Source organism: Runella rosea, assembly GCF_003325355.1.
GTDB classification, from domain to species: domain Bacteria; phylum Bacteroidota; class Bacteroidia; order Cytophagales; family Spirosomataceae; genus Runella; species Runella rosea.
In genome coordinates this window covers 657,987-684,399 of the sequence record NZ_CP030850.1, presented here as the reverse complement: position 1 = coordinate 684,399, position 26,413 = coordinate 657,987, and the positions used below count along the sequence as shown (strand labels likewise).

The following is a 26,413-nucleotide window of genomic DNA, read 5'->3' as shown; positions in this document are numbered from 1 at the left end:
GATTGAGCAACGCTACGTTAGAAAATTTTTAATAAGAACTCTGGGCACTAACCGGATATATATCCATTTCAACTAACCTTATGCCAGAACCGCTTCTACCGCTTTCCCGATCAAGGTAGCCGAGGAGCATTCTGTTACCAACACATACACATAATCCCCTTTTTTATAGTGTTCCCTTGGGAAAATCACCACTTTATTCTGATCATTTCGTCCGCATAAATCAGCATCGGAGCGCTTGGAAGGTCCTTCAACCAATACTTTTTGAATTTTCCCCAAGGCCATTTCGTTGCGCTCACTTGAATGTTGGCGCTGTACGGCAATGACTTCCTGTAAACGTCGCTTTTTGACTTCTTCGGGAACGTCATCTTTGAGTTTTTTGGCCGCTGGCGTGCCTGGGCGCTCAGAATACGCAAACATGTACGCGTAGTCATATTTTACGTATTCCATCAACGACAACGTATCTTGATGTTCTTCCTCCGTTTCGGTGCAGAAGCCCGTAATCATGTCGGTTGAAATACCACAATCTTCGCCCAAAATTTCCCGTATGCGGTCAATTTTTTGGATGTACCATTCGCGGTCGTAGGTGCGATTCATGACCTTCAATACGCGACTATTACCGCTTTGGGCGGGAAAATGGATGTAATTACAAATATTCTCGTACTTTTTCATCGTCCAAAGTACATCATCGGTGATGTCTTTGGGGTGCGACGTACTGAACCGAACCCGTAAATCAGGGTGAATCAACGCCACCATTTCTAGCAGCTGGGCAAAGTTGACCATTTGAGAAGGTTCGGCGCCTTTTTCGGCCTCCTTTTTCCACTTATAACTATCCACGTTCTGTCCGAGCAGGGTCACTTCTTTGTAACCATCGGCAAAAAGCAAACGCGCTTCTTCCACAATGCTAAACGGGTCGCGGCTGCGCTCGCGTCCACGGGTATAAGGAACCACGCAAAAACTGCACATATTGTCGCAACCGCGCATGATACTGATGTAGGCCGTAATCCCGTTGGAATTCAGTCGAATCGGCGAAATATCGGCGTAGGTTTCTTCTCTCGAAAGAAACACATTGACGGCTTTTTGACCCGTTTCGGCTTCTTCCACCAAGCGCGGCAAATCGCGGTAGGAATCGGGGCCCGCCACGATGTCTACCATTTTTTCTTCGTCCAACAACTTGGTTTTCAGTCGCTCTGCCATACAACCCAACACTCCAATGATGAGTCCTGGGCGTTTTTTCTTCAAATTATTGAGGTATTGAAGCCGATTCCGGACTTTTTGTTCGGCGTTGTCACGGATGGCGCAGGTATTCAGAAAAATAACGTCGGCGTTATCTTCCGAAGAAGTCGTGGCAAAATCCGCATTCCGCATCACCGCCGCCACAATTTCACTGTCCGAAAAGTTCATCTGGCAGCCATAGCTTTCGATGAACAGTCTCTTTTTATCAACGGTCAATTCCTCCTCGCTTACCTTGACCAATTCACACGCCTCTTTATCGGCTTCCGAAAGTATTTTTAATGTTGATGTAATCATTTTGTCAATCAATGGTCGTTAGTTCATAAAGTCATCGGTATTTTTACCTAACTCTATGAATGGGTGCAAAGTTACAAAGATTCCGCGAAAACGCTGACAAAGTGTCAGGTTTTAACATATTTTAGTAACAACGTAGGCGAGGTTTGGAGAACAAAGAGCAACATCGGCGAGGTTGGGAACCTCGCCGATGTTAAAACCACCTCGCGACGTTAAGACGTTATTCAAGACAGGTATTCATCCTGAAAGCCGCGATACGCCCGTTGGAGTTCTTGGTAGGTTTTGGTATTTTGCTGACTCAACGCCAATTGCATCCCCTTTTGGTAGAGTTGTTCGGCCAAATCCAATTGCTCCAACTCCGTAAACAAAGCCGCCGCGTGGTAGTATGTGGGCAAATAATCAGGATGTTTCTCCAATAATAATTGGAAATATTCCGTCGCTTTGGTCACATCACTTTGTTGATATTCCATCGCAAGAGCGTACGCGTTGAAGGGATCATGGGAATCCTCCTCAAAAAATTGCAGCAAAAAGGCGAGACGAGTGTTATTCATAAAAAATTATTATGCAAGCATACTATTTTTAAAAACCTTGCTTTATATTCGCACCAACAAAGTAAATCTCCTAAAAGTTATATTTCAAACATTAAGATAAGCACATGAAAATTTTAGTTTGTATAACGAACGTACCTGATACAACGGCCAAAATTAGTTTTACGGACAACAACACCAAACTTAACAAAGCGGGCGTGCAGTACATCATCGGCCCTTACGACGACTATGCCTTGGCACGGGCCGTGGAGCTAAAAGAGCAGCAGGGCGGCAGCATAACGGTATTGAACGTGGGGGAAGCCGAAAGCGACCCTCAGATCCGCAAAGCCTTAGCCATTGGAGCCGATGATGCGGTACGCGTCAATGCCGAGCCGACCGATTCTTATTTTACCGCTACCCAAATTGCTGCCATTGCCAAAGAAGGCGGTTATGATTTAATTTTGATGGGCCGCGAATCCATTGATTTCAACAGCGGCGTAGTCCACGGATTGGTAGGTGAAATGCTTGGTATCCCGTCGTTTTCGCCCGTGATGAAACTAGATATTGAAGGCTCCACCGCCAAATTTGCGCGGGAGATTGAAGGTGGAAAAGAATTTTTGGAAGCTCCCCTACCGTTGGTTTTAGGATGTCAGGAGCCCATTGCCGAATGGAAAATCCCGAACATGCGCGGCATTATGACGGCCCGTACCAAACCCCTCAAAGTGGTAGAACCCGTAGCCGTTGGGGACATGGCCACCCTCGACCAATACACCCTACCCGCCCCCAAAGGTGCCTGCAAGATGATTCCTGCAGACCAAGCAGAAACCCTTATTTCACTCCTGAAAACGGAGGCAAAAGTGCTGTAATCATTGAGCAATTAACATGAGGTATGATATAAGGTAAAAGCCGAAGTAGCCCCAATGTTCATTGTTAAATGATTACTGTTTAATGTAAAATCTTCACTGCTAAATGTAAAAAAAAATGGTCCTAATATTTGTTGAATTAGATAACGGAAGCATCAAAAAAACATCTCTCGAAGCCGTGGCGTACGGTGCAGCAGTCGCAAAAGCATCAGGAACCACCGCGACCGCCTTGGCCATCGGCACGGCCGATGCCACCGAATTAGCCAAAGCGGGTGCGTATGGCGCCACCAAAGTATTGCACGCAAATGCCGCTGAACTGGCCAACGAAAATGCCATGGCCTACGCCTCAGTGCTGGCCGCCGCCGTAAAAAATGAAAACGCCGAAGTGGTTATTTTGCCCAAATCGGGGCTTTGCGACGCCATGGGTGCCCGCACTGCCGCCAAACTGGGCGCAAGCATTGTTTCAGGCGTGACGGAATTACCCGATGTATCAAACGGCTTCAAAGTAACCCGCAGCATATATACGGGCAAAGCCTTTGCCACCGTAGACGTCAAAGGGTCCGTTAAGATTTTAGGAATCAAGAAAAACGCCATTGAAGCCGTGGAAGGAACGGGAAGCGCTACGGTAGAAGCCTTCACGCCTGCCCTCAACAACGGCGATTTTGTGGCCAAAGTAACGGGTCAAGAAAAAGCCAGCGGCGAATTGTCGTTGACTGAAGCCGACATTATTGTGTCGGGTGGACGCGGCATGAAAGGCCCCGATAATTGGCAACCTTTGTTAGATTTAGCAAGTGCCTTGGGCGCTGCAACGGGTTGTTCTAAGCCTGTTTCTGACCTCGATTGGCGTCCTCACCACGAGCACATTGGACAAACAGGTATAAAAGTAGCCCCAAATCTGTACATTGCCTGCGGTATTTCGGGAGCGATTCAGCACTTGGCGGGAGTAAACTCGTCCAAAGTAATCGTAGCCATCAACAAAGACCCCGAAGCACCTTTCTTCAAAGCGGCCGATTATGGCATCGTAGGGGATGTTTTTGACATTTTACCACGATTGACAAAAGCCGTAAAAGACGCGAAATAGGGCATTTAATTGCCTTTTTAGAACAAAGTTTTAGCTACGGGAACACCAGAAGTACTTTCAAACGTTAATAAACCTGCGGAGAACGGAAAAACTTTCCATTTTCACCGCAGGTTTATTATTTTTGCATCCTCTTTGAAAGAAGAGTCGTTGTTTGTCCCCTTCATTTTTAAGATGAGAAACCACAGGCAACCAATAAAAGATAACTTAACAAAGTAGTGGAAAAAATAAAATTGGAAATTTTGGGGCTCTCACCGAGTCAGTCACAAGCAGGTTCGTTTGCCCTAGTGCTTGGCGAAGAGTACGGCAATCGCCGCTTACCCATCATCATTGGAATGTTTGAAGCGCAGGCCATTGCGATTGAGATTGAAAAAATTCAGCCCAACCGCCCCATGACCCACGATCTTTTCAAGTCATTTGCCAAGGCGTTTAATTATACCGTCAACGAAATTATCATTTCTGATTTGCGCGAAGGTATCTTTTTTGCCCGGGTTCATTGCTCAAGTGCCGATGGGCTGAGAGAAACCATCATAGATGCCCGTCCATCCGACGCCATCGCCATTGCGCTCCGTTTTAGCGTCCCGATTTACACGTATGAAACCATCCTTTCGGAAGCAGGGATTGTTTCGGGGTCGCAATCAGAACCCGACGATGCCATTGAAGAAATAGTGCAACAATCAAAGCCACGCTCCCTGAGCGAGCAAATCAAAAATATGAGTCTCGATGAGCTCCACCGCATTTTGGACGAATCGCTCAACAACGAAGAATACGAAAAAGCGGCTAAGATTCGAGACGAGATTGCACGCAGAAATTAGCCTTTCTGAATACCATTGACCCATTAAATGAAAAGCCCCGACTCATCATCGGGGCTTTTCATTTTTACGAATGCTTATGAAAACCTATTTTTTCTTCTTAATTGATTTCAAAGCTTCGGGTACTGGCACTTTTGACAGATACTCAGTAGCACCTTTTTCAATGGCATCTTTGAAGAACGGAAAAGAAGCATCGTTGCTTGACTGACCTAACTCAAGGGCTTTTTTAGCCAATGGCGCGGCTTCGGCAAAGTTGCCCAATTTGGCCAAGATTTGCGCTTTTGTCCACAGGTTGCGGAAAGTCTCTTTGTACGCAACGGCCTGATTAATCATCGAAAGCGCCTTTTGCATATTGATTCCTTTTCCTAACAAGTAGGTTGCTCCCGCGTTCATGTTGTTTGCGCTTGCTTCGGCCGCTTTGTCAATCGCCGTTTCTACCATTTTGGTCGTGCTCACCGACAGTTTAGGGCTTACTTTTACGTTGGCCCAAGTGAGGTCAAGGGCGGCGGTAGAATCAGTTATATCCGAAAAACTTATCATAAATGTTTCGGTCATGGGTGCCTGAGTGGGCTTTACGCTTACGCGTACCACGTCGTCGGCTTGCTTGTATTGCTCAGGAGCCGTAGCCGCTGATTTGTTGATGATGACCGTCCATGCATCGGCGTTGGGAATGCTGTACAGAAAATACTTACCAGCAGGAACATTTTGGCCTTCCAACATCACATCCGTCGAAAATTCGATAGCGGTAGCTTGGTTGGCACCCGTCCGCCAAAACTGACCGTAAGGAATCAATTTACCAAAAATTTCGCGTCCTTTCATGCTTGGGCGTGAGTATTTTACGGTAATATCAGTAACTCCAACGGTCTGCATAACAGTAGCCGCCGAGCTGGGTTGAGGGGTACGAATTTGGGCAAATGCACCTACGGTTCCAAAAATTAGGGCCGTTAGTGTGAGTGATTTCATCATGATTTTTAGCAGTTTTGTTAATAAATTAGTAGACTTTCGACCGCGAAGATATAGAAAAGTACCAATACCCCCCAAACTCTATCTATTATTAAGATTCATTCATTAAGCAACCCATATGAAACGTACTGCCCTCCTGACGCTGCTCCGCCAACACTCTCCTTTTGACGATGAAGAACAAAAAATGTGGCGCGATACCCTGCAATTTGTGGAACAAAACCCCGATTGTTTTGAACGTTGGCTGCTAATTGGGCACGTTACGGGCTCGGCCTGGATTGTAGATGAAACCCAAACCTCGGCCCTTTTAATGCACCACCGTAAACTTGACAAATGGTTTCAACCCGGAGGACACGCCGATGGAGAATCTGATATTCTAAAGGTTGCGTTGAAAGAAGCGCAGGAAGAAACTGGACTAGAAGACATCAGCATTTTAAGCCATCAGATTTTTGACGTAGACGTGCATCTCATTCCTGCCAACTCCAAAGACCCCGCCCACTACCATTATGATATTCGGTTTTTATTCCAATCCGACAGCCAGAAACCGCTCCTAATCAACAACGAATCGAAAGATTTAGCTTGGGTAAAATTGCCCGATATTTACCGCTATAATGATTCTGATTCAATCCTCAGAATGGTCAAAAAAATGGCGATAATGCAAGATTTTCTAAAAAAAGATAGTTAGATATACTTAGTTTTTTTACTTTAGTGGCTGTATTCCAATAGTATTTGTATTCCATAAATCGATAAAAAACATCATGAAGTACCTTGTCTCCTTTCGCTTGGGCGGATGGGCCGTGGCATTGCTCTTACTATCGTCCACTTTGTGCGCCCAAACCGCCAAAGAAAACCGCAATAACTACGCCAAACCCCTCCCCAAAACCGATAAAATAAAGTTTTCGGTTCAACAACAGGCCGAGCCGTTTATTTTTTCGCCTCACCTATCTTATAAAGAGCAAAAACAGATTCAGGTGGCCAAAAAGAAAATAGGCGGCATCACTTTTGTGGTGAAGCCTTCTCGCACAAACAGCAACGGCAATTCTTCCGCCAATTATAAACGTCAGACGCCAAATACAAGGGCAAAGTCTCCTTCGTCGGAACAATACACAGCGGATACAACAGCACCCTTTGTGCGGTACGAATTGACCGATTCTTCCAAATTTGTCAATCGCTAACTTAAGTAGATTATTTTCTGGAAGATTCCGCAAGAATCAGATTGAACTACCCGTTGGGGTCAAGTACCTTTGTTGACATAAATGTTAAAAACATGGAAACAATCAACGAACAACAGGTACTTGACTATCAGCGCATTGAAAAGGCAATTGTGTTTATTGAGCAAAATTTCAAACAGCAGCCTTCACTCAGCGAAATTGCCGACCACGTTGCCTTGTCTGAATTTCATTTCAACCGTCTTTTCAGCCGTTGGGCAGGCACCAGTCCGCAGCGTTTTATGCGCTTTTTGACCAAAGAATTTGCCAAGGAATGTCTTTCCAACGCTGACAATCTCCTCCACGCCACCTACGAAACGGGCCTCTCAAGTACCAGCCGCCTACACGATTTGTTTATCACCTACGAAGCCATGACCCCCGCCGAATACAAATCCAAAGGTGCAGGATTGACAATCCATTATGGCATTCATGAAACCCCTTTCGGAGCCTGTTTGATTGCGGTCACCGCACGGGGCATCACCGATTTACAATTTTTGAGCGAAGACACCGCCGAGGCCGTTAAGGATAAACTACGTCAGGATTGGGCCAATGCAGACTGGATTGAAAATACGGATGTAACCCAACCCTATATTGACCAAATCTTTTACCAAACACCCTCCAACGATTTGCCTCTGACGATGCTTTTGCGCGGCACCAATTTTCAGATCAAGGTATGGGAGGCATTGCTGCGGATTCCGTTCGGGCAGTTGGTCAGTTACGACGAAATAGCGCAGCACATCGGACAGCCCAAGGCAAGTCGGGCCGTAGGGACGGCCATAGGCAGCAACCGCATCGGGTTCCTGATTCCGTGCCATCGGGTGTTGCAAAAAGTAGGCGGTATTGGCGGGTATCGATGGGGAATTACGCGCAAAAAAGCGATTTTAGGCTGGGAAATGAGCCAGAGTTCGTAAAAAAGGCGAACTTTGCCAGCGATTTTCTCATTCATTGTACTTTTTAGCTGGTTATTTTATTTCATGAATGCACCTTTGATTGCCCCTTCCGTCTTAGCCGCCGACTTTGCCAATCTCCAACGCGACGTAGAAATGCTCAACCGCAGCACTGCCGATTGGATTCACGTTGATATTATGGACGGGGTTTTTGTTCCCAATATTTCGTTTGGTCTGCCCGTAACGGCGGCCATCAAAAAACACGCCCAAAAACCGCTGGACGTTCATTTGATGATTGTTCACCCCGAGCGTTATCTGGAAGCGTTTCGTGACGCGGGCGCCGATGTGCTCACGGTTCACTACGAAGCCTGTCCTCATTTGCACCGCACCATTCAGCAAATCAAATTATTGGGGGTCAAGGCAGGCGTGGCGCTCAATCCACACACCCCCGTTAGTCTATTGCAAGATGTGATTGCAGATTTGGACTTGGTGCTGATTATGTCGGTCAACCCAGGATTTGGCGGGCAAAAATTCATTGAGCGCACCTACGAGCGCGTTCGCCAAACGGCCGCGATGATTGCCGAATCGGGCAGTAATGCCATCATTGAAATCGACGGCGGCGTCAATCAGTCCAACGCGGCCCTCCTCTACCACGCTGGCGCACGTGCGTTGGTGGCAGGAAATTTTGTCTTTACCGCCGCCGATCCCGTGCAGACGATTGCGGAGTTGAAGAAGGTTTGGTAGAAAACAATATTGATTTTTTACCTCTTAGCCTTGGTCTGTGTCCTCACAACCCTCCACGTTTGTCTATTCTTTGGATGTATATGGTAAAAATCCCATACCATTTTTACAGAAAAGGTCTGTGGAGACACAGACCTAGGGTAAGGCAAAATGATAATTAGGAGAATAAATTTGTATCACAAAAAAAAATGAAAAAATACATATTTTTTTTGGTATTTCTTATGCACTTATCGTGCAACTATTCGCCTGCTTATAAAAATGAATATTGGCCTGATGGTTCACCCAAAATCCTGGTTTCAAAAATTAAAATGGGTAATAAAACTTTTACAGTTAAAAAATATTTTCACGAAACTGCTTTCGACTCTTTAAATTTCTATAAAAAAGATAGGTTTTATGAGAATGGTAAGCTGGCACAAGTTAGGTATTTTGATAAAAATAGCTTGCCATATGGAGAATGGAAATCTTGGTATGAAAATGGCCAATTGAGTATGATAGAGCACTATACCAACGGTAAACGTCATGGTGATTATGAAAGTTGGTTTCCCGATGGAGAGCCTCTTGAAAAATTCACATACCAAAATGATTCTATTATCAATACTCCGAACTAAAGTAAGTTACATATGAGTGCATTTCAAATTGTCGTCTTAGCCTTGGTCTGTGTCCTCACAGGCCCTTCACGTTTGTCTATTCTTTGGATGTATATGGCAAAAATCCCATACCATTTTTACAGAAAAGGTCTGTGAAGACACAGACATGAGTTAAGTTTTTGTGCTTTACTTGCCCAAAATAAGAATTTTCAAAACTCTCCCACACAAAAAACGCCGACAGGTATTGAATCCTGCCGGCGTTTTTTTATATGACAAAATGAACTTAACTCATCAATCGTCCCAATGAGTTATCGTATAAATCTTTGGCTTCGGCGGTCGAAATAACTTCCTGACCATCAACCACAAATCCACCCGAGGTTACTTTTCCCAGCAAGGCGTGAACTGTTTTCAATTCACCGCCCAATACTTTCTGAAATTCAGCCTGTTTGTCGGGGCTAACGCTGATGACCACACGGCTCTGTGATTCGCCGAACAAGAACGCATCTTTACGATAACCTTCCATCGTGGCCACTTCAAATCCTACCCCGTTGGGCAAAGCAGATTCGGCCAAGGTTACAAACAAACCACCGTCCGACACATCATGCACCGACTTAACCAATTGTTTTTCGATCAATTGGTTGATGGCTACCTGCAAGCTGTATTCTTCGTCCAAATCAAAGGCGGGGGCGGGCGATGCTTTCACGCCCCGGTACGAATACAGATATTCCGATGAAGCAATGTCATTTTGAGATTGGCCCACGAGGTAAATCAAATCGCCTTCGTTTTTAAAGTCAAGCGAAGTTTGGTTCTCAGGTTTTTCAATCAACCCAATCATCCCAATGGTTGGCGTGGGGAAAACGGGACCGTCGTCAGACGATTGGTTGTAAAAGCTTACGTTTCCACCCGTTACTGGCGTGTTGAATTTCAAGCAGGCTTTGCCCATTCCCTGAACGGCATTCACAAACTGCCAGTATACTTCCGGTACGTACGGATTTCCGAAGTTAAGGTTGTTGGTAACGGCCAACGGCTCCGCGCCTGTACACACCAAATTACGCGCGGCTTCGGCCACGGCAATCTGCGCGCCGATAAACGGGTCGGCGTTTACGTAACGGGCGTTACAATCCACCGTCATGGCAATAGACTTCTGATAATGAGGGCGTTTTACATCCCGAATCCGCACTACCCCTGCGTCCGACGGACGGTTGGTGGTGCGATTGGCCGTGCCAACGGTAGAGTCGTATTGCTCATACACCCATTTTTTGGAGGCAATGTTGGGGTGCGACAAAAGGTGCTTGGCTACTTTACCAATTTCTTCTCCATCTACATCACTGACATTGTTAATATCAAATTTCTTAAATTCTTGATAATAAGCTGGCTCGCGGTATTCACGACGGTATTGCGGAGCGCCGCCGCCCAATACTAAGTCATGCGCGGGAACGTCGGCAATCAGCTCACCATGTTGGAAGAAATGCAAACTGCCGCCTTCCACCACTTCCCCGATTTGGGCGCAGTGCAAATCCCACTTATCAAATATTTGTTTTATATCTTCTTCTTTTCCTTTTTCCACGACCACAAGCATCCGCTCCTGCGATTCTGAAAGCAGGATTTCCCAGCCTTTCATGTTGGTTTGGCGCGTAGGTACTTTGTCGAGGTCGATAATCATTCCATGCTCACCTTTGGCGCTCATTTCTGAGGTCGAGCAGATGATACCCGCCGCGCCCATGTCCTGAATACCTACCACATAGCCCGTTTCGATGATTTCGAGCGTGGCTTCTAGCAGGAGTTTTTCCATGAACGGGTCCCCTACCTGCACGGCTGGAAGTTTTTCGGTCGATTTTTCACTGATGTCTTCCGAGGCAAAACTCGCCCCGCCGATGCCATCTTTGCCCGTGGCTGAACCCACGATAAAAACGGGATTGCCTACGCCGTAACTGATGGCTTTAGCTACTTTTCCAGCTTCTACGATACCCGCCGAGAAGGCATTGACAAGGGGATTAGTATTGTAACATTCGTCAAAAAAGACCTCACCGCCCACGGTTGGAATACCAAACGCATTGCCATAATCACCGATTCCTTTGACAACGCCTTTCACCAACCACTTCGTTTTGGCCAGTTTCGGGTCGCCGAAACGCAAGGAATTAAGTTGCGCAATGGGACGCGCGCCCATCGTAAAAATATCGCGGTTGATACCGCCTACACCCGTAGCCGCGCCCTGATAAGGTTCCAACGCCGACGGGTGATTGTGGGATTCGATTTTAAAACTACACGCCAATCCGTCGCCAATATCGACCAAACCCGCGTTTTCTTCGCCCGCTTTCGCCAACATCCGGTCAGAATCACGCGGCAGGGTTTTGAGCCAAACGATAGAGTTCTTGTACGAGCAGTGCTCAGACCACATGACCGAAAAAATACTCAATTCGGTAAAATTAGGCGTACGGCCCAGTATCTGTTTAATTTGTTCAAATTCTTCGGGAAGAATACCCAATTTCTTGGCAGTTTCAACGGTAGGAAGTTGTTCGACGTGTTCCACGAGTGGGGGGGGTTGTGATTAGTGGTTGGTGACTGGTGATTAGTTGATTTTACTCTATTGCCGAGTAATCACGGTGCAAAGGTAGGATTTTGAAGGCAGAGGCTCAACTATTTTGTATCTTTACCCTACATTTATCTATTTTCAACCGTATGAAAAACGCTTTTTTATTCCTTCTCATTCCTCTTTTCGTTCATTTTCAGGGCTTTTGTCAACTACCTCCCGTTAAAATCACCTCGCTGGTTCCCAACCATTATGTCCACACTACGTATCAGGTGTACCAAAACAATCCATTTCCTTCCAACGGGTTAATCGTCAGTACATCCGCAGGAATTATCCTCGTGGACACAGGATGGGGTTTGGAACAGACGGAATTGCTGCTGGAGCAAATAGAGCAAAAACTTAAACAGAAAGTAGTGCTTTGTATCGTTACTCACGCCCATGAAGACAGAATCGGAGGAGTGAAAGCATTTCAGCAACGGGGCATTAAAATCATCGGCACTCCGCTCACTGCTCAGAAAACAGTCGCGCAGGGACTTCCTGCACCCGAAGGTATTTTGCCGCAAGACACGACCTTCCAGGTAGGAACCACCACGGTTCAAACCTATTTTCCGGGTGCGGGACATACCGATGATAACATTGTGGTTTACTTTCCCGATTCAAAAATACTGGTCGGAGGGTGTCTGATTAAGAGCTATGTAGCCATGGGGATCGGCAACATTGCCGACGCCAACCTCAAAACATGGCGCCAATCGGTAGACAATGTGCGAAAAAAATTCCCCGATATTACATTTGTGATTCCTGGCCATGAAAAATGGGATAATTTGAGTTCCTTTTCCCGAACAATTGAGTTGGTCGACAAAAACCAAAACAAATGAGGTTTTAGCTTTTTATATTTGCTTATTTTTCAATATTTTTACCTTTTTTTAGATAAACAATCAACAATTCATTCATTTATTTAAAATTTTGTAAATCTTATTTTGATTGCTTTACCAAATTGTAAAATTTCAAGATTATTTAATATATTCTTAATAACACCCAATAACATCTACATTATTCGGCAAAAACGTTGTTGTACCAAATAATTTTTTGTGTAAATTGCGTGTGATTATTCAAAAAACAGAGTGCCGATTTTTGTAAAAGCCCAAGTGTAATCTAACGCACAAAGGCCATTCACCCAACCCCAATACACTACAAAACCATGTCAGAGCCTGCCCAACTGGGGTTATATCGCCCCGAGTTTGAACACGACGCTTGCGGTATCGGTTTCCGCGCCAACATGAAAGGTCGTAAGTCGCACCAAATGGTAGCTGATGCTATCACCATGCTTGAACGCATGGACCACCGCGGTGCCTGTGGCTGTGACCCTAATACCGGAGACGGTGCGGGAATCCTCATTCAGCTCCCTCACGAGTTTTTCGTGGAGGAATGCGCCAAGTTAAACATCACCCTTCCCTCCGCTGGTGAATATGGCGTTGGGATGATTTTCTTTCCTAAAGATCAAAAGCTGCGCGACGAATGCCGCGACATTCTCAACCGTAAGTTGAAAAAGTTAGGTTTGGAACTCCTTGGCTATCGCCGTGTTCCAACGCTCAATGACACGTTAGGAGAAGGTTCTCTTTCGGTGGAGCCTCAGGTCGAACAATTGTTTATCAAACGGCCCGATTCGGTCACCGATGAACTTGGTTTTGAGCGCAAACTGTTTGTGTTTCGCCAATACGCCACCCGTCTTATTTATGACTCAGTGGTGGGTTCAAAAGCTCACTTTTACTTTTCTTCGCTTTCTTGCCGCACCATTTCCTACAAAGGACAATTGACGACAGGACAGTTAAAATATTATTTTCCCGACTTGCACAGCGAATCGGTCGTTTCGGCTTTTGCCATCATTCACTCACGTTTTTCTACCAACACTTTCCCTTCATGGAAACTGGCCCAGCCGTTCCGTTACGTTGCACACAACGGTGAAATCAACACCGTACGCGGAAACGTAAACTGGATTCGTGCGGGAGAGAAGTCATTCTGGTCGGATAAATTTACGAAAGAAGAAATGGATATGTTGCTGCCAATCTGCGACATTACCAACTCCGACACGTCCAACCTTGACAACGCGATTGAGCTTTTATATTTATCGGGACGCTCACTGCCGCACGTAATGATGATGGTGGTGCCCGAAGCATGGGACGGAAACGAAGCCATGGATCCAGAGCGCCGAGCTTTTTACGAATACCACGCTGCTATTCAGGAACCTTGGGATGGCCCCGCGTCGATTTCATTTACCGACGGTAAAATCATCGGTGCTACCCTCGACCGTAACGGTCTGCGTCCTTCCCGTTATTGGGTTTTGGACGACGACACGGTCATCATGGCCTCGGAAGCAGGGGTATTGGACGTAGATCCCGCCAAGGTAGTATCAAAAGGCCGTTTGCAATCGGGTAAAATGTTTGTGGTAGACATGGAACAGGGCCGCATCATTCCCGACGACGAATTGAAAGCCGATATTTGCTCACGTCAGCCGTATCAACAATGGCTCGACGAAAATAAAATCAAACTCTCGGACTTAGAGCCTTCTCCCCGTCCGTTTACGCCTTATGATGACAAATCGTTACTGAAACGTCAAATCGCATTTGGCTTTTCGTCAGAAGACCTGCGGATGGTACTAGGCCCAATGGCCGAAACAGGTTACGAAGCCATCGGTTCGATGGGGGTGGACGTGCCTTTGGCCGTATTGTCGGAGCAAAGCCAACACCTGACGAATTATTTCAAACAACTTTTTGCACAGGTCACCAACCCGCCGATTGATTCTATCCGGGAGCGGTCGATTATGTCATTGATTTCGTTTGTTGGTGCAACCGAAAATTTACTTACAGAATCGCCCCTTCACTGTCGTCAGATTGAGTTGGATCAGCCAGTATTGACCATTGAAGAGTTTGACAAGCTTCGTTGGGTAGATAAAGCTCATTTTCAAGCCAAAACCATCAACACCTATTTTTCATCCGTTGATGGCGGCAAAGGACTCACCCGCGCCTTAGAGCGTATCTGTCGATATGCCGAAGATGCCATTGAAGACGGTTTTGAAATTCTGGTTCTTTCTGACCGCGCCATCGATTCCGACCACGCCCCTATTCCATCGCTGTTGGCCACTTCTGCCATTCACCACCACCTGATTCGCAAAGGATTACGTGGCAAAGTTGGCATTTTGGTAGAAGCGGGAGACGTGTTTGAAACCCACCACGTAGCTACCCTCATCGGGTACGGCGCTTCGGGAGTTTGCCCATACATGGCTTTCCAAACGCTGTCTTACATGAATCGCCACGGCATGATCAATGGCGAGTTTACCCATGAAAAATTAAGCGCCAACTACATCAAAGCCATTAACAAAGAGTTGCTGAAAATCTTCTCTAAAATGGGCATCTCGACGCTTCAGTCTTACCAAGGAGCGCAGATTTTTGAATGTTTAGGTTTAAATAAGGACGTTATTGACAAATATTTTACGGGAACCATTTCACGCATCAGCGGAATGGGCATCGACGAAATTGCGCGGGAAGTAATCGTCCGCCACAAAGTAGCCTATCCCGAAACCCAAGTTGTCAATCCACGTTTGGAAGTGGGTGGTTTTTATCAGTGGAAACAACGCGGCGAAGCCCACATTTTTAATCCGCAAACGATTCACCTGCTGCAACAATCGACCCGTAAAGGCGGTGAAGAAGGTTATCAAATTTTCAAAAAATTCTCAAAACTCATTGACGACCAAACCCAAAAAGCGCTCACGTTGCGCGGGTTGATGCGATTCAGAAAAGGAAAATCCATTCCAATAGAAGAAGTAGAATCGGTCGAAAATATTTTCAAACGCTTTGCCACAGGAGCCATGTCATTTGGTTCTATTTCGTGGGAAGCGCACACCACGTTGGCCATTGCGATGAACCGCATCGGTGGCAAGTCAAACTCTGGAGAAGGTGGTGAAGACGAACTGCGCTACAAGCCTCTTCCCAACGGAGACTTCATGTCGTCGGCCATCAAGCAGGTCGCTTCGGGACGTTTTGGGGTAACGAGCCATTATTTAAGTAATGCGCAGGAACTTCAAATCAAAATGGCCCAAGGCGCTAAGCCTGGAGAAGGCGGTCAGTTGCCGGGCCATAAAGTGGACGATTGGATTGGACGTACCCGTCACTCTACCCCGGGTGTTGGGTTGATTTCACCGCCACCTCACCACGATATTTATTCGATTGAGGATTTGGCCCAGTTGATTTACGACCTTAAAAATGCCAACCGTGCCGCCCGTATCAGCGTAAAACTGGTATCGGAAGCAGGAGTAGGAACGGTCGCCACTGGGGTAGCCAAAGCCCACGCTGACCATATTTTGATTGCTGGTCACGACGGCGGAACGGGCGCTTCGCCTTTGAGCTCAATTCGTCACGCGGGTTTGCCTTGGGAGCTTGGCTTGGCCGAAACCCATCAAACCCTCGTTAAAAATAAATTACGTGGACGGGTTACCATTCAGGCCGATGGTCAGATGCGTACCGGACGCGACTTGGCGATTGCCGCGCTGCTCGGTGCTGAAGAATGGGGCGTAGCCACGGCCGCCCTCGTCACGGCAGGTTGTATCATGATGCGTAAATGTCACCTGAATACCTGCCCCGTCGGCGTTGCCACGCAGCGCAAAGAGCTGCGGGCGTTGTTTACGGGTAAGCCTGAATACGTAGTCAATATGTTTACGTACATGGCCGAGGAATTGCGTGAAATCATGGCGCAATTGGGCTTCCGGACCATCAACGAAATGGTGGGTCAGGTGCAGTACCTCGAAATGCGCGACGACATTAAGCATTGGAAATACAAAGCGCTGGATTACAGTGCCATGCTATTCAAAGAGCCCGTAAGCCTCGACGTCGCACAGTTTAAACAAGAAGAACAAGACCACGGCATTGCCGATGTCATTGACTGGAAATTGATTGACGCCGCTCAACCAGCCCTTCAACGCTCGGAAGAAGTCTACGGTGAGTACGCAATCAATAACCTGAATCGCTCGGTGGGCAATATGCTTTCCAACGAAATCTCGAAAGTGTTTGGTGGCGTAGGTTTACCGAAAGGCACTATTCACTTTAAGTTCAGAGGAACGGCAGGGCAAAGTTTTGGAGCATTCAACACAACTGGTATTCGTCTCGAACTCGAAGGAGATGCAAATGACTACTTCGGAAAAGGGCTTTGCGGGGCTGAACTCATCGTTTATCCCGACCGTGAAGCAACCTTCAAACCCGAAGAAAACATCATCATCGGTAACGTAGCCTTCTACGGAGCCACTGCGGGAGAAGCGTTTATACGCGGAACCGCTGGTGAGCGCTTCTGCGTCCGTAACTCAGGAGCTAAAGTAGTTGTAGAAGGTGTTGGCGACCACGGGTTGGAATACATGACGGGAGGATTAGCCCTGATTTTGGGAGAAGTAGGCCGTAACTTCGCCGCTGGTATGTCGGGTGGTGTAGCCTATGTCTGGGACAAAAACGGCGATTTTGCTCCGAAAGTGAACCGCGAAATGGTGAACCTGGAAGAACTTACCGAAGAAGACCACCTGATTGTTAGAGAATTCGTAGAAAAACACTTCCAATACACGACCAGTAACGTCGCTTTTATGATGTTGCAGGATTGGGATACCTACATCAATCAGTTTGTGAAAGTAATGCCTGGCGATTTCAAAAAAGCACTTGCAAGTCGCGGCATCAGTCTGTCACAACAATTGGCCGACAAAAACGTAGTGTACCAAGACATCGTCGTGGACGTAGCGCACAATTAACCCATCCCTTAATAAGTAGGACCTTGCAGGCGAAAGCCTGTAAGGTCTTTGTAAAAGGTTTGGTCAAAAGATACATTGATGAACGAATAAAGGACTGAACAAAGCTATTCGTTCCATTACTCACTCACTCATCGCAGCGGCGAACCGCTTACTGATTTAAAAAAATGGGAAAGCCCACCGGATTCATAGAATTTGGCCGTGAGTTGCCAAAAAAACGCGACGTAGAAGTTCGTCGCACCGATTATAAAGAAATTGAGCCCATCGGCAACGAAAAGCAATCAAAAGAGCAGGCCGCCCGCTGCATGGATTGCGGCATTCCGTTTTGCCACAACGGTTGTCCTTTGGGTAATATTATTCCCGAATTTAACGACGCCGTCTACGAAGGCAACTGGGAATACGCTTACCAAATTTTGAGCAGCACCAACAATTTCCCCGAATTTACGGGACGCATTTGCCCCGCCCCTTGCGAAGCCTCTTGCGTGTTGGGTATCAACAAGCCACCCGTGGCCATTGAATTTATTGAAAAATCAATCGTTGAAACCGCTTACGAAAAAGGCTACGTTACCCCCCGTATTCCATCAAAACGGACTGGCAAACACGTAGCCGTTATTGGTTCTGGCCCTGCGGGGTTAGCCGCAGCGGCGCAGTTGAATTACGCGGGTCATTGGGTAACCGTTTTTGAGCGCGCCGACCAAATTGGAGGACTGCTCCGCTACGGCATTCCTGATTTTAAATTGGAAAAAACTGTGGTAGCACGCCGGGTGGCGGTAATGGAAGCCGAAGGTATAACCTTCAAAACCAACGAACACGTGGGCGTAACGGTTAAGTCAGAAGAATTGATGCGCGACTTTGACGCCATCGTACTGGCCATCGGCTCTACCGAACCGCGTTCCATTACGATCCCAGGTTGGCAGTCTTACCTTGGCAAAGGGGTTCATCCCGCCATGGAATTTTTGAGTCAGCAAAACAAACGGGTTTCCAATATTGAGCGCGTGGTAGACCACCGGGGTGAAAAATATAGCAACGGTGAACTTTTGGCCACCGACAAACACGTGGTGGTCATTGGTGGTGGCGATACAGGCTCCGACTGCGTGGGCACTTCCAACCGCCATAAAGCGGCGACCATCACACAGGTTGAAGTAATGCCCGCCCCTAAATACGACGATAAAAACGAGCCGTTTTATAAAGTTCGGGACGAAAAAACCCCTTGGCCACTGTGGCCTTTGACCAAGCGTACTTCTACCTCGCACGAGGAAGGATGTGAGCGTTTTTGGGCCATTGCCGTACAAGAATTTGTGGGCGACGGTGAGAAACTAACGCATCTGCGCATTGCCGACATTACGGGTGAGCGCACTCTTGAAGATGGTCGTAAAGCGCCTATCACTGAAAATGAACGCCTGATTCCGTGCGACTTAGCCCTGATTGCCGCTGGTTTTGTACACCCTCAGCAAAGCCTTTTGGAGCAATTTGGTGTTGAAACCGATATTCGTAAAAACATCAAAGCGGCAGAAAACAGCTACGCAACTTCGGTTGAAAAAGTGTTTGCCGCTGGCGACTGTCGCCGTGGACAATCTTTAGTTGTATGGGCCATCTCTGAAGGACGCGAAGCCGCCCGTAAAGTGGATGAATTCCTGATGGGTGAGTCCCTGTTGGAAGCCAAAGAAATCGGCATGTTCAATCCTGCATTTGCTCATGCATAGCGCATAAAATCATTTTTTTTATGATTAAGCCCTGCCAAACGCAGGGCTTTTTTTATGATTTTTATCAAAATTAGCTAACGGTATTGCCTCATCTTCAAGCCCTTCCTGATTTTTAGATTATTTCGTTAGACCTTGAATTATCCGCTTTGCAAGAAAAGTATTTCTTTTACGTTCTATTCAAAATAGCCGTAGGATATGCGTTCACTCTACTTAGTGCTTTTTCTTTCTACCACATTTTGGGCATCGTACGCACAGGAAATCCTGAGCGACAAAGAGTTGTTTTTAAAACAAAATCCCCGCTACCAAACCTATCTCCAAACCGAGGGGCGATACTTGGTGCTGGATGTATATGGAATGGGAAAAATCAAACGCCATCGTTTCTACGCGGGTGACGAACTTCTCTTTAAAATTAAAGGACAACGAAAAAAAATCAGGGAAAATATTACATCCGTTTCCGACAGTTCTTTTACGTTTACCCAATTTAACGAAATCCTTAACGAGCATATTCATACCGAAGTTAAACTGAGGGATGTTCGAAAAATCAAGATTTACCGCCGAATTCCGTGGGTCACGCAGGGGGCGTATATGCTGCCCGTAGCGGGTGGGATTTTTTTAATCAGCGACACCTTTATTTACCGAGGCGGCCTAGAATTCGGGGTTCAGTTTACCCCAGCATCAGCCCTAATTGGGGGCGGCATTGCTTCCTTAGGCATTCTATGTAAACAGCTTAGTTTCCCAACCTATCGCGTGGGAAATCGCCATCGTTTGCATGTTTTGAGGGTAAAGTAAGCCTAATTTCCAAAATGGCTTCCGTTTGGAAACTGCATTCCCAAATACCACGGTCAACCGAATTTTAACAGCAAAATTTACTGTACTGAAGGTCTGACATTGCCAATTTTGGTGCAAATCTGCACTACAAAATTTATGCTTTTTTGAGGATTTTTTTTGATTTTAAAGGGCTTCCAATCAAAACATTATAGAAGAACGTAAAGTTAGGTAGTCGTTACTTACTAATGAGTAACTAAATCTTAATCCATTTTCTCATGAAAAATTCAATCGGTATTTGTGCTTTATTGGCCGTTGGGCTAATGTTGAACGGCTGTCAAAAGGAGTCCATCGAATCAATTTCGGGGGCGAGTAACAACCGAGAGGCTGGTGCTAGAAAGGCCAACGGCAACTTTACGGCCCACCTGACGGGGGACGAGGAAGTACCTGTGCCCGTCGTCACCAATGCCACCGGTCAGGCAACGTTTAAATTGAGCAAGGACGGCACAGCCCTAACCTATAAGCTCATTGTAGCCAACATCGAGTCCGTTCGCTTCGGCCACCTGCATTTGGGTGCCAAGGGTGCCAATGGAGGTGTTGTCGTCGATTTGGTCGGTCGCACCGAACCCAGTCCACAGGGCGTTATTGCTGAAGGCACTATTACGAGCGCTTCACTGAAGGGAGCCTTATTGGGCAAACCCTTGTCGGATTTAATTGATGCGATGGAAGCGCAGGGGGTGTATGTTAATGTGCACTCCGACAAATTTCCAGGAGGAGAAATCAGAGGCCAAGTACGCTAATTAGTTGTTGGTCTAGGCGGAGCGGGATAATTACCCAAGATGGTTAATGCAGAAAAGCAAACAGGATCGAACTGGAGTAAATTGTCCCGACCGCACCACCAGACTGAGAAATCAGGTAGTTCTTGTAAACAAGAAAGGGTCTTGATGTGATTCAGATAATATATGTAATGCACAAATAGGCTTTCAGAATACCTAATTTTAAGAAGCTACATTTTTTTCGGTTTCATAAAACCTCAGTAACGTCAGGAATACTCAATCGCAAACACTTTGCCTTCTTCGGCAATTTCGGTAGCCTGAAAAACGGATTGTGCATCTTCTAGAAACCCGCTGAACTCCTTGTAACGAGAAGAAAAATGACCAATCAATAATTTTTTGACGTGACTTTTGGCCGCGATGATTCCAGCTTGTTTGGCCGTTGCATGATAGCGTTCAAAGGCCTGTAGCTCCAATTCATCCCGAAAAGTGGCTTCGTGGTAAAGCAAATCCGCGCCCTGAATTACCTCAATGATGCTTTCATTATAGCGGGTGTCTGAACAGTAGGCGTAACTCCGGGGAGGAGGCGCAGGAATCGTAAATTCGAGACACTTAAAGAGTATATTACCTGCTTCGTCGACAACGTCTTCGCCGTTTTTTAGTTTTCGAAGGTACTCATGGGGAATATCTTCAAACAATTTTTCTTTGATGAGTTTACGCTTTTGGGGTTTTTCTCGAAAAAGATAGCCAGCGCAGGGAATACGGTGGTCGAGGGGAATGGTAGTCACCGTAAAACTCTGATTTTCAAAGACCTGATAACTCGACTCTGTATCGGTAATGGTATAATTAATCGGAAAATGCAGTGGGGTTTGAGAGTATTTGAAATGCATGGTGATGATTTCATCCAAACCACGCGGCCCCACCAAGAAAAACTCCTCGGTCCGCCCACCCAAATTGAGGCTGGAGAGTAGGCCAATGAGTCCAAAATAATGGTCGCCATGAAGGTGACTGATAAATACACCCCGCAATCGACCTGGCCGAATTTTATGTTCGAGCAGACGGTATTGCGTGCCCTCGCCGCAGTCAATCAGAAAACATTCGTTATCGTACGTGAGTAACTGCGCCGAGGGATACTTATTTGCTACGGGCTTGGCCGACCCTGCCCCCAAAATCATCACCGAAAAATGCATCAGGGTTGTTCGCTCTTAGTAAAGCCATCTTCGCCGAAATCTTCATCGTCGAAGTCGTCGCTTTCAGCGCCGAATTCATTTTCCAAGTCATTCATAAAAACCGCGTCAATCCCTTCTTCAACGGTTGGCAAAATGGTAACGTCACGAATTTTACCGTCAATCAATTGATCAACAAAGTCATCGTTGTCTGATACCAAGACCATCAGCCCAAGCTCACGTGAGCAAAGCATATTAATTTTTTTCAGGATGCTGATACCCGCTGAATCAATGGTGTTGGTTGGCGTAAAATCAACAATCAAGTTGTGAAACCCTTCTCGAAACAAATCGCGGGAGATGGTTTCTAAATCAGTGGCAAATTCTCCCCCAAAGTCATTTTCTTTAACGTTGATGAGGGCGTATTGCTCATGTTTTTGAATGAGGTGGTTCATAGATGTGGTCTAATGGTCAATGGTTAAAAGTTAAAGATTAGGTGGTTCAGGAACGCAGGTAATAATTAACGGTTAACAATCAACGAATTCTAAATATTAGTGCGAAGTTAATGAACGGAGCACATTTTCTTCAATTCTGCCCAAAATATCTTCCGTATTGGCTTTGACAAAGGTTTTACCAGTAACTTTTTCAAACAATTCTATGTAGCGTGCCGAGATTTGTTCCACCCATTCATCCGACATCTCAGGGATGATTTGTCCTTCTTTGCCCTGGAAACCGTTTGCAATCAGCCACTCGCGCACAAACTCCTTTGATAATTGCTTCTGCGGCAATCCATTACGTTGGTTTTCGTCGTAGACATCTGCATAAAAATACCGAGAAGAATCGGGCGTATGGATTTCATCAATCAGGTAAATTTTGCCTTCGTCATGGCCAAATTCATACTTGGTATCCACCAGAATCAGCCCTTGTTCGGCCGCCATTTGGGTACCACGGGCAAAAAGAGCCAATGCGTACTGCTCCAATTGGCTATATTCCGCTTCCGACACAATTCCACGCGCCAAAATCTGCTCGCGCGAAATATCCTCGTCGTGGCCTTCGTGGGCTTTGGTCGTGGGGGTAATGATGGGCGTAGGCAGTTTGTCGTTTTCTTTCAACCCTTCAGGTAAGGTCACTCCGCAAACGCTGCGTTTGCCCGCCTTATATTCACGCGCGGCGTGGCCCGCCAAGTAGCCGCGTACTACCATTTCGACGGGGTAGGTTTCACATTTTTTTCCAATACTTACGTTCGGGTCGGGCACTTCAAGCAACCAATTGGGCACTATATCAGCGGTTGCGGTTAGAAAGTGGGCAGCTATTTGATTGAGCACCTGACCTTTAAACGGAATAGCCCGCGGCAAAATCACATCAAAGGCCGAGATTCTGTCACTGGCAACCATGGCCACTACTTTTTCGAAACTGTACACATCGCGGACCTTGCCACGGTAGAAACTCGTTTGGCCAGGAAAGTTAAAATTAGTTTGGGTAAGTGTTTGCACCGTTGAATAGTTACTTTTTTGATGGATAAATTCGTTTGTCTGCGGTCACCATTTCCCTTTGCTGTTGTCGTTAGGCTTGCGGGAAGGGTGTTTTTGTTGTTGTAAATATTGAATTTCGGAGGCTTTGAGGGCATCCAATATCATCATTGCCTGCGCTTCGCTCATTTTCATGTTTTGCAACTGCGTCAGCAAATCCTTTTTTTCTTCCGTTTTCAAGACTTCCTGCCCTACGTTAGGAGGAGGAGGCGCTTGAGCAGTCTGCTCTTTTTTCTGAACGTTGGGTTTCAGCGGCTCGGCTTCGACTTTACCGCTGTATCGTTTTTTCAAAAATTCGTAATTAAAACGCGCAATCTGATTCTCAGGATTTTTACGCATCCCTTCTTTAAAATACCGTAGCGCTTCTAAGGTATCTTTATCGACGGCCTCAATGACCCCCAATTGGGAATAAGCCCGCGAGGCCAACCAAGCGTCATCCAATAGCGTTAATCGTTTATAATAGCGGCGCGCATTTTGCAATTGTTTTAACTGAAAATACGAATGAGCTAAATTAAACCGCGCCGCGGGTTCGGTAAACAGGGAATTGCTCGACACATTTCGATACGCTTCCATCGCCTTCTTAAAGTCAGCTTCCATGTATGCTTCCTGGGCTTCAAGTTTGGCCCGATTGCTTCGTGAGATGGTATCAAACGACCGGTTATCCCAAATCCAGAGAAGAATATATATCAAAACCGATGGCAGCAAAGTCGTATAGTTATGGCCTTTTGTAAACAGCGCTGCAAAGATACACGTTTTTAAATTTTGGCACAGTTTTGGTGAATTTGGGTATATCGCTTTATTTTGGAATGTTATTCAATAACGGTAAAGATGTCTAAAGCTAAAAAAGGAACTACGCCTCCCCCAAAACCACCTCATAAACAGAACATTGCAGGTGAAATACCCCCTTCTCCTTCTGTATTTAAACCCTCCTTAGACCTCCCTCCCGTTCCCCAAACGCCTCCAGTGAACGATGGGTTATTTCGTAAAATATTTTGGGGAATGGCACTGGCTTTACTGATTGGGATGCCGCTCTTGAGTACACAGTACGGAATCACGGCCGATGAATGGGGAAATAAAGCCTACGGAGAATTATGCCTTGATTATTTTACCAGTCTCGGCGAAAAAAAAGAAGCCCTTTCGTACGCGCCGCGCGGCGGAGAAGTCATGTATTGCTACGGACCCACGCTCGACCTTATTTCGGCCGCTATTTACCGCACAACGGGCGCCGACCCCTACACCATCCGGCATATTATGCTTTCGCTGATGGGGGTTCTCATTATCGTCTTCAGTGGGCTTACTGGACGCCTCGTAGGCGGCAACTGGCGCGTGGGTTTGATTGCCCTGTTGTTTGCGCTGTTCTCTCCGCGCATTTTTGGTGATTCCATGAACAACCCCAAAGACATTACGTTTGCGGCGGGTTATATCGTAACCATTTGCTTTCTCATCAAGTTCTTGCAGGAGTTACCCCGTCCTTCGTGGCGCTCTACGCTGCTCTTGATTGTAGGTATCGGCATCGGGTTGGGGAGTCGTGCGCCGGGCTTGGCATTGGTAGGCTATGTTCCTTTTTTTGTGTTGATGGAGGTGTTTATTCGGAACGGCCTGAGAAAAACCATTTTCAGCGATAAGCTCCTCATTCGCGATGTGGCCCTTAAAACCACCGTAGCTACGGTGGGCGGCTACGCATTGGGCATTGCATTTTGGCCCTTTGCATTGGCAAATCCCCTCAAAAATCCGTTGGTGGCGCTCCAAACCCTCACCAATTTTCCGATAAGTATCAAAACGCTTTTCGACGGCACCAAGATTTATTCTACGTCATTGCCGTGGTATTACGTGCCCAAGTACATGTTGGTTTCTACTCCACTGTATTTCTTGCTTGGGCTGCTGATATTTGTATTGATATTTCCGTTTGTTCGTAAGCATTTCAATCGCCGCTATCTGTTGATGGTGCTTTTTGTGGCCCTTTTTCCGCTTATCTACGGTATTTCCAAAAACTCCGCTTTTTACAACGGCTGGCGTCATACTACCTTTATTTACCCGCCGTTGGTGGTTCTGTCGGCCGTAGGAGTTGAGTACCTGCTGCGTCGTTTTTCGGGGATTGGACAAAAAGTATTTTTGGGGATTGTGGCCGTTTTGGTGGCGCTGCCATTGTGGTTCATGGTCAAAAATCACCCTTACCAATACACCTATTACAACGAATTGACGGGCGGGGTGAAAGGTGCTTTTGGCAAGTATGAAACCGATTACTTTGGCGCAAGTACGCGTGAAATCGCCGATTGGATGAAGAAAAACATTCCAAATATTGAGAAAGACAGCGTCATCATTGCGAGCGATTATTTCGTACCGCTCAAGGATTATTTCACGGATTATCCTAAACTCAAGATGGCCTATCGGCGCTATTATCAGCGCTCTGAGCACGATTGGGATTATGCCGTATTTTTAACGGGTCACCTGACACCCAGCCATTTCCGTAACCCTAACGTATTTCCACCAGCGGGTACCATCCACAAAATAGAGGTCAATGGTGCACCGATTGGGGTTATTGTAAAACGCATTTCCAAAGACGATTTCATCGGAATCAACTTTATCAAACAAGGAAAAATTGAGGAATCCATTCCGTATCTGGAAAGGGCAAAACAATTAGACCCCAACAATGAAGTTGTGAAACTATATTTGGCCAACGCCTACATCAACGTGGGCCGATTCAACGAAGCCTTGCAGGAATGCCAGAAAGCCTTGGAAATATTCCCTGACTATTTGGGTGCCATGACGACCATGGCGATTGCCTACATCAACGTAAACCAAATCGAAAACGCCATTTTCATGCTCGGAGAAGTGCTGTCCCAAGACCCCACCAACCGCGACGCCGCCCAATATTTGGCCCTCGCCTACGAACGAAAAGGAGATATGGCCAGCGCCAACCAGATACGGGCGCAGTTGCAGCAACGGAAGTAAGGCAGTTGCAGCAACGGAAGTAAGGCAGTTGCAGC

At 46.5% G+C, this 26,413-nt stretch carries 22 protein-coding genes; 14 read left to right on the top strand and 8 right to left on the bottom strand.

The window, feature by feature from the left end; genetic code table 11:
- Positions 1 to 78: 78 nt before the first annotated feature.
- Both miaB and DR864_RS02940 read right to left on the bottom strand, forming a co-directional pair.
- Entirely contained in the window at positions 79 to 1,527 is a 1,449-nt protein-coding gene (gene miaB, locus DR864_RS02945) for a tRNA (N6-isopentenyl adenosine(37)-C2)-methylthiotransferase MiaB (protein ID WP_114065548.1), read from the bottom strand.
- A 221-nt stretch (positions 1,528 to 1,748) separates the two neighbouring features.
- Positions 1,749 to 2,075: a tetratricopeptide repeat protein gene (locus DR864_RS02940; RefSeq protein WP_114065547.1), complete on the bottom strand. Its 327-nt coding sequence runs from the start codon at positions 2,073 to 2,075 to the stop codon at positions 1,749 to 1,751.
- Between the two features lie 104 nt (positions 2,076 to 2,179).
- On the opposite strand from DR864_RS02940, the gene DR864_RS02935 reads away from it, so the two are divergent.
- The 3 genes from DR864_RS02935 to DR864_RS02925 all read left to right on the top strand — a co-directional run bounded on the left by DR864_RS02935 (position 2,180) and on the right by DR864_RS02925 (position 4,807).
- Positions 2,180 to 2,917, top strand: a complete 738-nt coding sequence (locus DR864_RS02935) for an electron transfer flavoprotein subunit beta/FixA family protein (protein WP_114065546.1) — start codon at positions 2,180 to 2,182, stop codon at positions 2,915 to 2,917.
- A 115-nt stretch (positions 2,918 to 3,032) separates the two neighbouring features.
- Positions 3,033 to 3,995, top strand: a complete 963-nt coding sequence (locus DR864_RS02930; RefSeq protein WP_114065545.1) for an electron transfer flavoprotein subunit alpha/FixB family protein — start codon at positions 3,033 to 3,035, stop codon at positions 3,993 to 3,995.
- A 215-nt stretch (positions 3,996 to 4,210) separates the two neighbouring features.
- Positions 4,211 to 4,807 carry a bifunctional nuclease family protein gene (locus DR864_RS02925; RefSeq protein WP_114065544.1) on the top strand — a complete coding sequence of 199 codons (597 nt, stop codon included), beginning with the start codon at positions 4,211 to 4,213 and terminating at the stop codon, positions 4,805 to 4,807.
- Positions 4,808 to 4,891: 84 nt separating this feature from the next.
- Here the strand turns inward: DR864_RS02925 and DR864_RS02920 are convergent, their stop codons facing one another.
- Positions 4,892 to 5,770, bottom strand: coding sequence for a DUF2911 domain-containing protein (locus tag DR864_RS02920; RefSeq protein ID WP_114065543.1), 879 nt, complete (start codon positions 5,768 to 5,770; stop codon positions 4,892 to 4,894).
- 115 nt (positions 5,771 to 5,885) lie between these two features.
- On the opposite strand from DR864_RS02920, the gene DR864_RS02915 reads away from it, so the two are divergent.
- The 5 genes from DR864_RS02915 to DR864_RS02895 all read left to right on the top strand — a co-directional run bounded on the left by DR864_RS02915 (position 5,886) and on the right by DR864_RS02895 (position 9,208).
- Positions 5,886 to 6,449 (top strand): NUDIX hydrolase, encoded by a 564-nt coding sequence (locus DR864_RS02915; protein ID WP_114065542.1) that lies wholly within the window; start codon positions 5,886 to 5,888, stop codon positions 6,447 to 6,449.
- 73 nt (positions 6,450 to 6,522) lie between these two features.
- Positions 6,523 to 6,939 (top strand): hypothetical protein, encoded by a 417-nt coding sequence (locus DR864_RS02910; RefSeq protein WP_114065541.1) that lies wholly within the window; start codon positions 6,523 to 6,525, stop codon positions 6,937 to 6,939.
- A 92-nt stretch (positions 6,940 to 7,031) separates the two neighbouring features.
- Complete coding sequence (locus DR864_RS02905) at positions 7,032 to 7,883, top strand: methylated-DNA--[protein]-cysteine S-methyltransferase (protein WP_114065540.1); 852 nt, start codon at positions 7,032 to 7,034, stop codon at positions 7,881 to 7,883.
- 63 nt (positions 7,884 to 7,946) lie between these two features.
- A complete protein-coding gene (gene rpe, locus DR864_RS02900; RefSeq protein ID WP_114065539.1) occupies positions 7,947 to 8,603 on the top strand; it encodes a ribulose-phosphate 3-epimerase in 657 nt (218 codons plus the stop codon).
- Positions 8,604 to 8,788: 185 nt separating this feature from the next.
- The gene (locus tag DR864_RS02895; protein WP_114065538.1) at positions 8,789 to 9,208 is read left to right on the top strand and encodes a toxin-antitoxin system YwqK family antitoxin; all 420 of its coding nucleotides are present in this window, start codon (positions 8,789 to 8,791) and stop codon (positions 9,206 to 9,208) included.
- Between the two features lie 262 nt (positions 9,209 to 9,470).
- On the opposite strand, the gene purL is transcribed toward DR864_RS02895, so the two are convergent.
- Positions 9,471 to 11,717, bottom strand: a complete 2,247-nt coding sequence (purL, locus tag DR864_RS02890; RefSeq protein WP_114065537.1) for a phosphoribosylformylglycinamidine synthase subunit PurL — start codon at positions 11,715 to 11,717, stop codon at positions 9,471 to 9,473.
- Positions 11,718 to 11,866: 149 nt separating this feature from the next.
- Between purL and bla the strand changes: the two genes are divergently transcribed.
- The 5 genes from bla to DR864_RS02865 all read left to right on the top strand — a co-directional run bounded on the left by bla (position 11,867) and on the right by DR864_RS02865 (position 20,761).
- Positions 11,867 to 12,592 (top strand): subclass B1 metallo-beta-lactamase, encoded by a 726-nt coding sequence (bla, locus tag DR864_RS02885; RefSeq protein ID WP_114065536.1) that lies wholly within the window; start codon positions 11,867 to 11,869, stop codon positions 12,590 to 12,592.
- Positions 12,593 to 12,915: 323 nt separating this feature from the next.
- A complete protein-coding gene (gltB, locus tag DR864_RS02880; protein ID WP_114065535.1) occupies positions 12,916 to 17,496 on the top strand; it encodes a glutamate synthase large subunit in 4,581 nt (1,526 codons plus the stop codon).
- A gap of 164 nt (positions 17,497 to 17,660) precedes the next feature.
- Positions 17,661 to 19,196 (top strand): glutamate synthase subunit beta, encoded by a 1,536-nt coding sequence (locus DR864_RS02875; RefSeq protein ID WP_114065534.1) that lies wholly within the window; start codon positions 17,661 to 17,663, stop codon positions 19,194 to 19,196.
- A 195-nt stretch (positions 19,197 to 19,391) separates the two neighbouring features.
- Complete coding sequence (locus DR864_RS02870) at positions 19,392 to 19,985, top strand: hypothetical protein (RefSeq protein WP_114065533.1); 594 nt, start codon at positions 19,392 to 19,394, stop codon at positions 19,983 to 19,985.
- Positions 19,986 to 20,239: 254 nt separating this feature from the next.
- On the top strand, positions 20,240 to 20,761 hold the full coding sequence (locus tag DR864_RS02865; RefSeq protein ID WP_229599507.1) for a CHRD domain-containing protein: 522 nt from the start codon (positions 20,240 to 20,242) through the stop codon (positions 20,759 to 20,761).
- A gap of 242 nt (positions 20,762 to 21,003) precedes the next feature.
- Here the strand turns inward: DR864_RS02865 and DR864_RS02860 are convergent, their stop codons facing one another.
- The 4 genes from DR864_RS02860 to DR864_RS02845 form a co-directional block, all read right to left on the bottom strand.
- Positions 21,004 to 21,924: a ribonuclease Z gene (locus DR864_RS02860; protein WP_114065532.1), complete on the bottom strand. Its 921-nt coding sequence runs from the start codon at positions 21,922 to 21,924 to the stop codon at positions 21,004 to 21,006.
- Entirely contained in the window at positions 21,924 to 22,352 is a 429-nt protein-coding gene (locus DR864_RS02855) for an STAS domain-containing protein (protein WP_114065531.1), read from the bottom strand. The genes DR864_RS02860 and DR864_RS02855 overlap by 1 nt, the downstream gene beginning before the upstream one ends.
- A gap of 96 nt (positions 22,353 to 22,448) precedes the next feature.
- Positions 22,449 to 23,390, bottom strand: a complete 942-nt coding sequence (locus DR864_RS02850; RefSeq protein ID WP_114065530.1) for a phosphoribosylaminoimidazolesuccinocarboxamide synthase — start codon at positions 23,388 to 23,390, stop codon at positions 22,449 to 22,451.
- 45 nt (positions 23,391 to 23,435) lie between these two features.
- Positions 23,436 to 24,116, bottom strand: coding sequence for a tetratricopeptide repeat protein (locus DR864_RS02845; RefSeq protein WP_162793525.1), 681 nt, complete (start codon positions 24,114 to 24,116; stop codon positions 23,436 to 23,438).
- Positions 24,117 to 24,254: 138 nt separating this feature from the next.
- Between DR864_RS02845 and DR864_RS02840 the strand changes: the two genes are divergently transcribed.
- Positions 24,255 to 26,378, top strand: a complete 2,124-nt coding sequence (locus DR864_RS02840) for a tetratricopeptide repeat protein (protein ID WP_114065528.1) — start codon at positions 24,255 to 24,257, stop codon at positions 26,376 to 26,378.
- Positions 26,379 to 26,413: the final 35 nt, after the last annotated feature.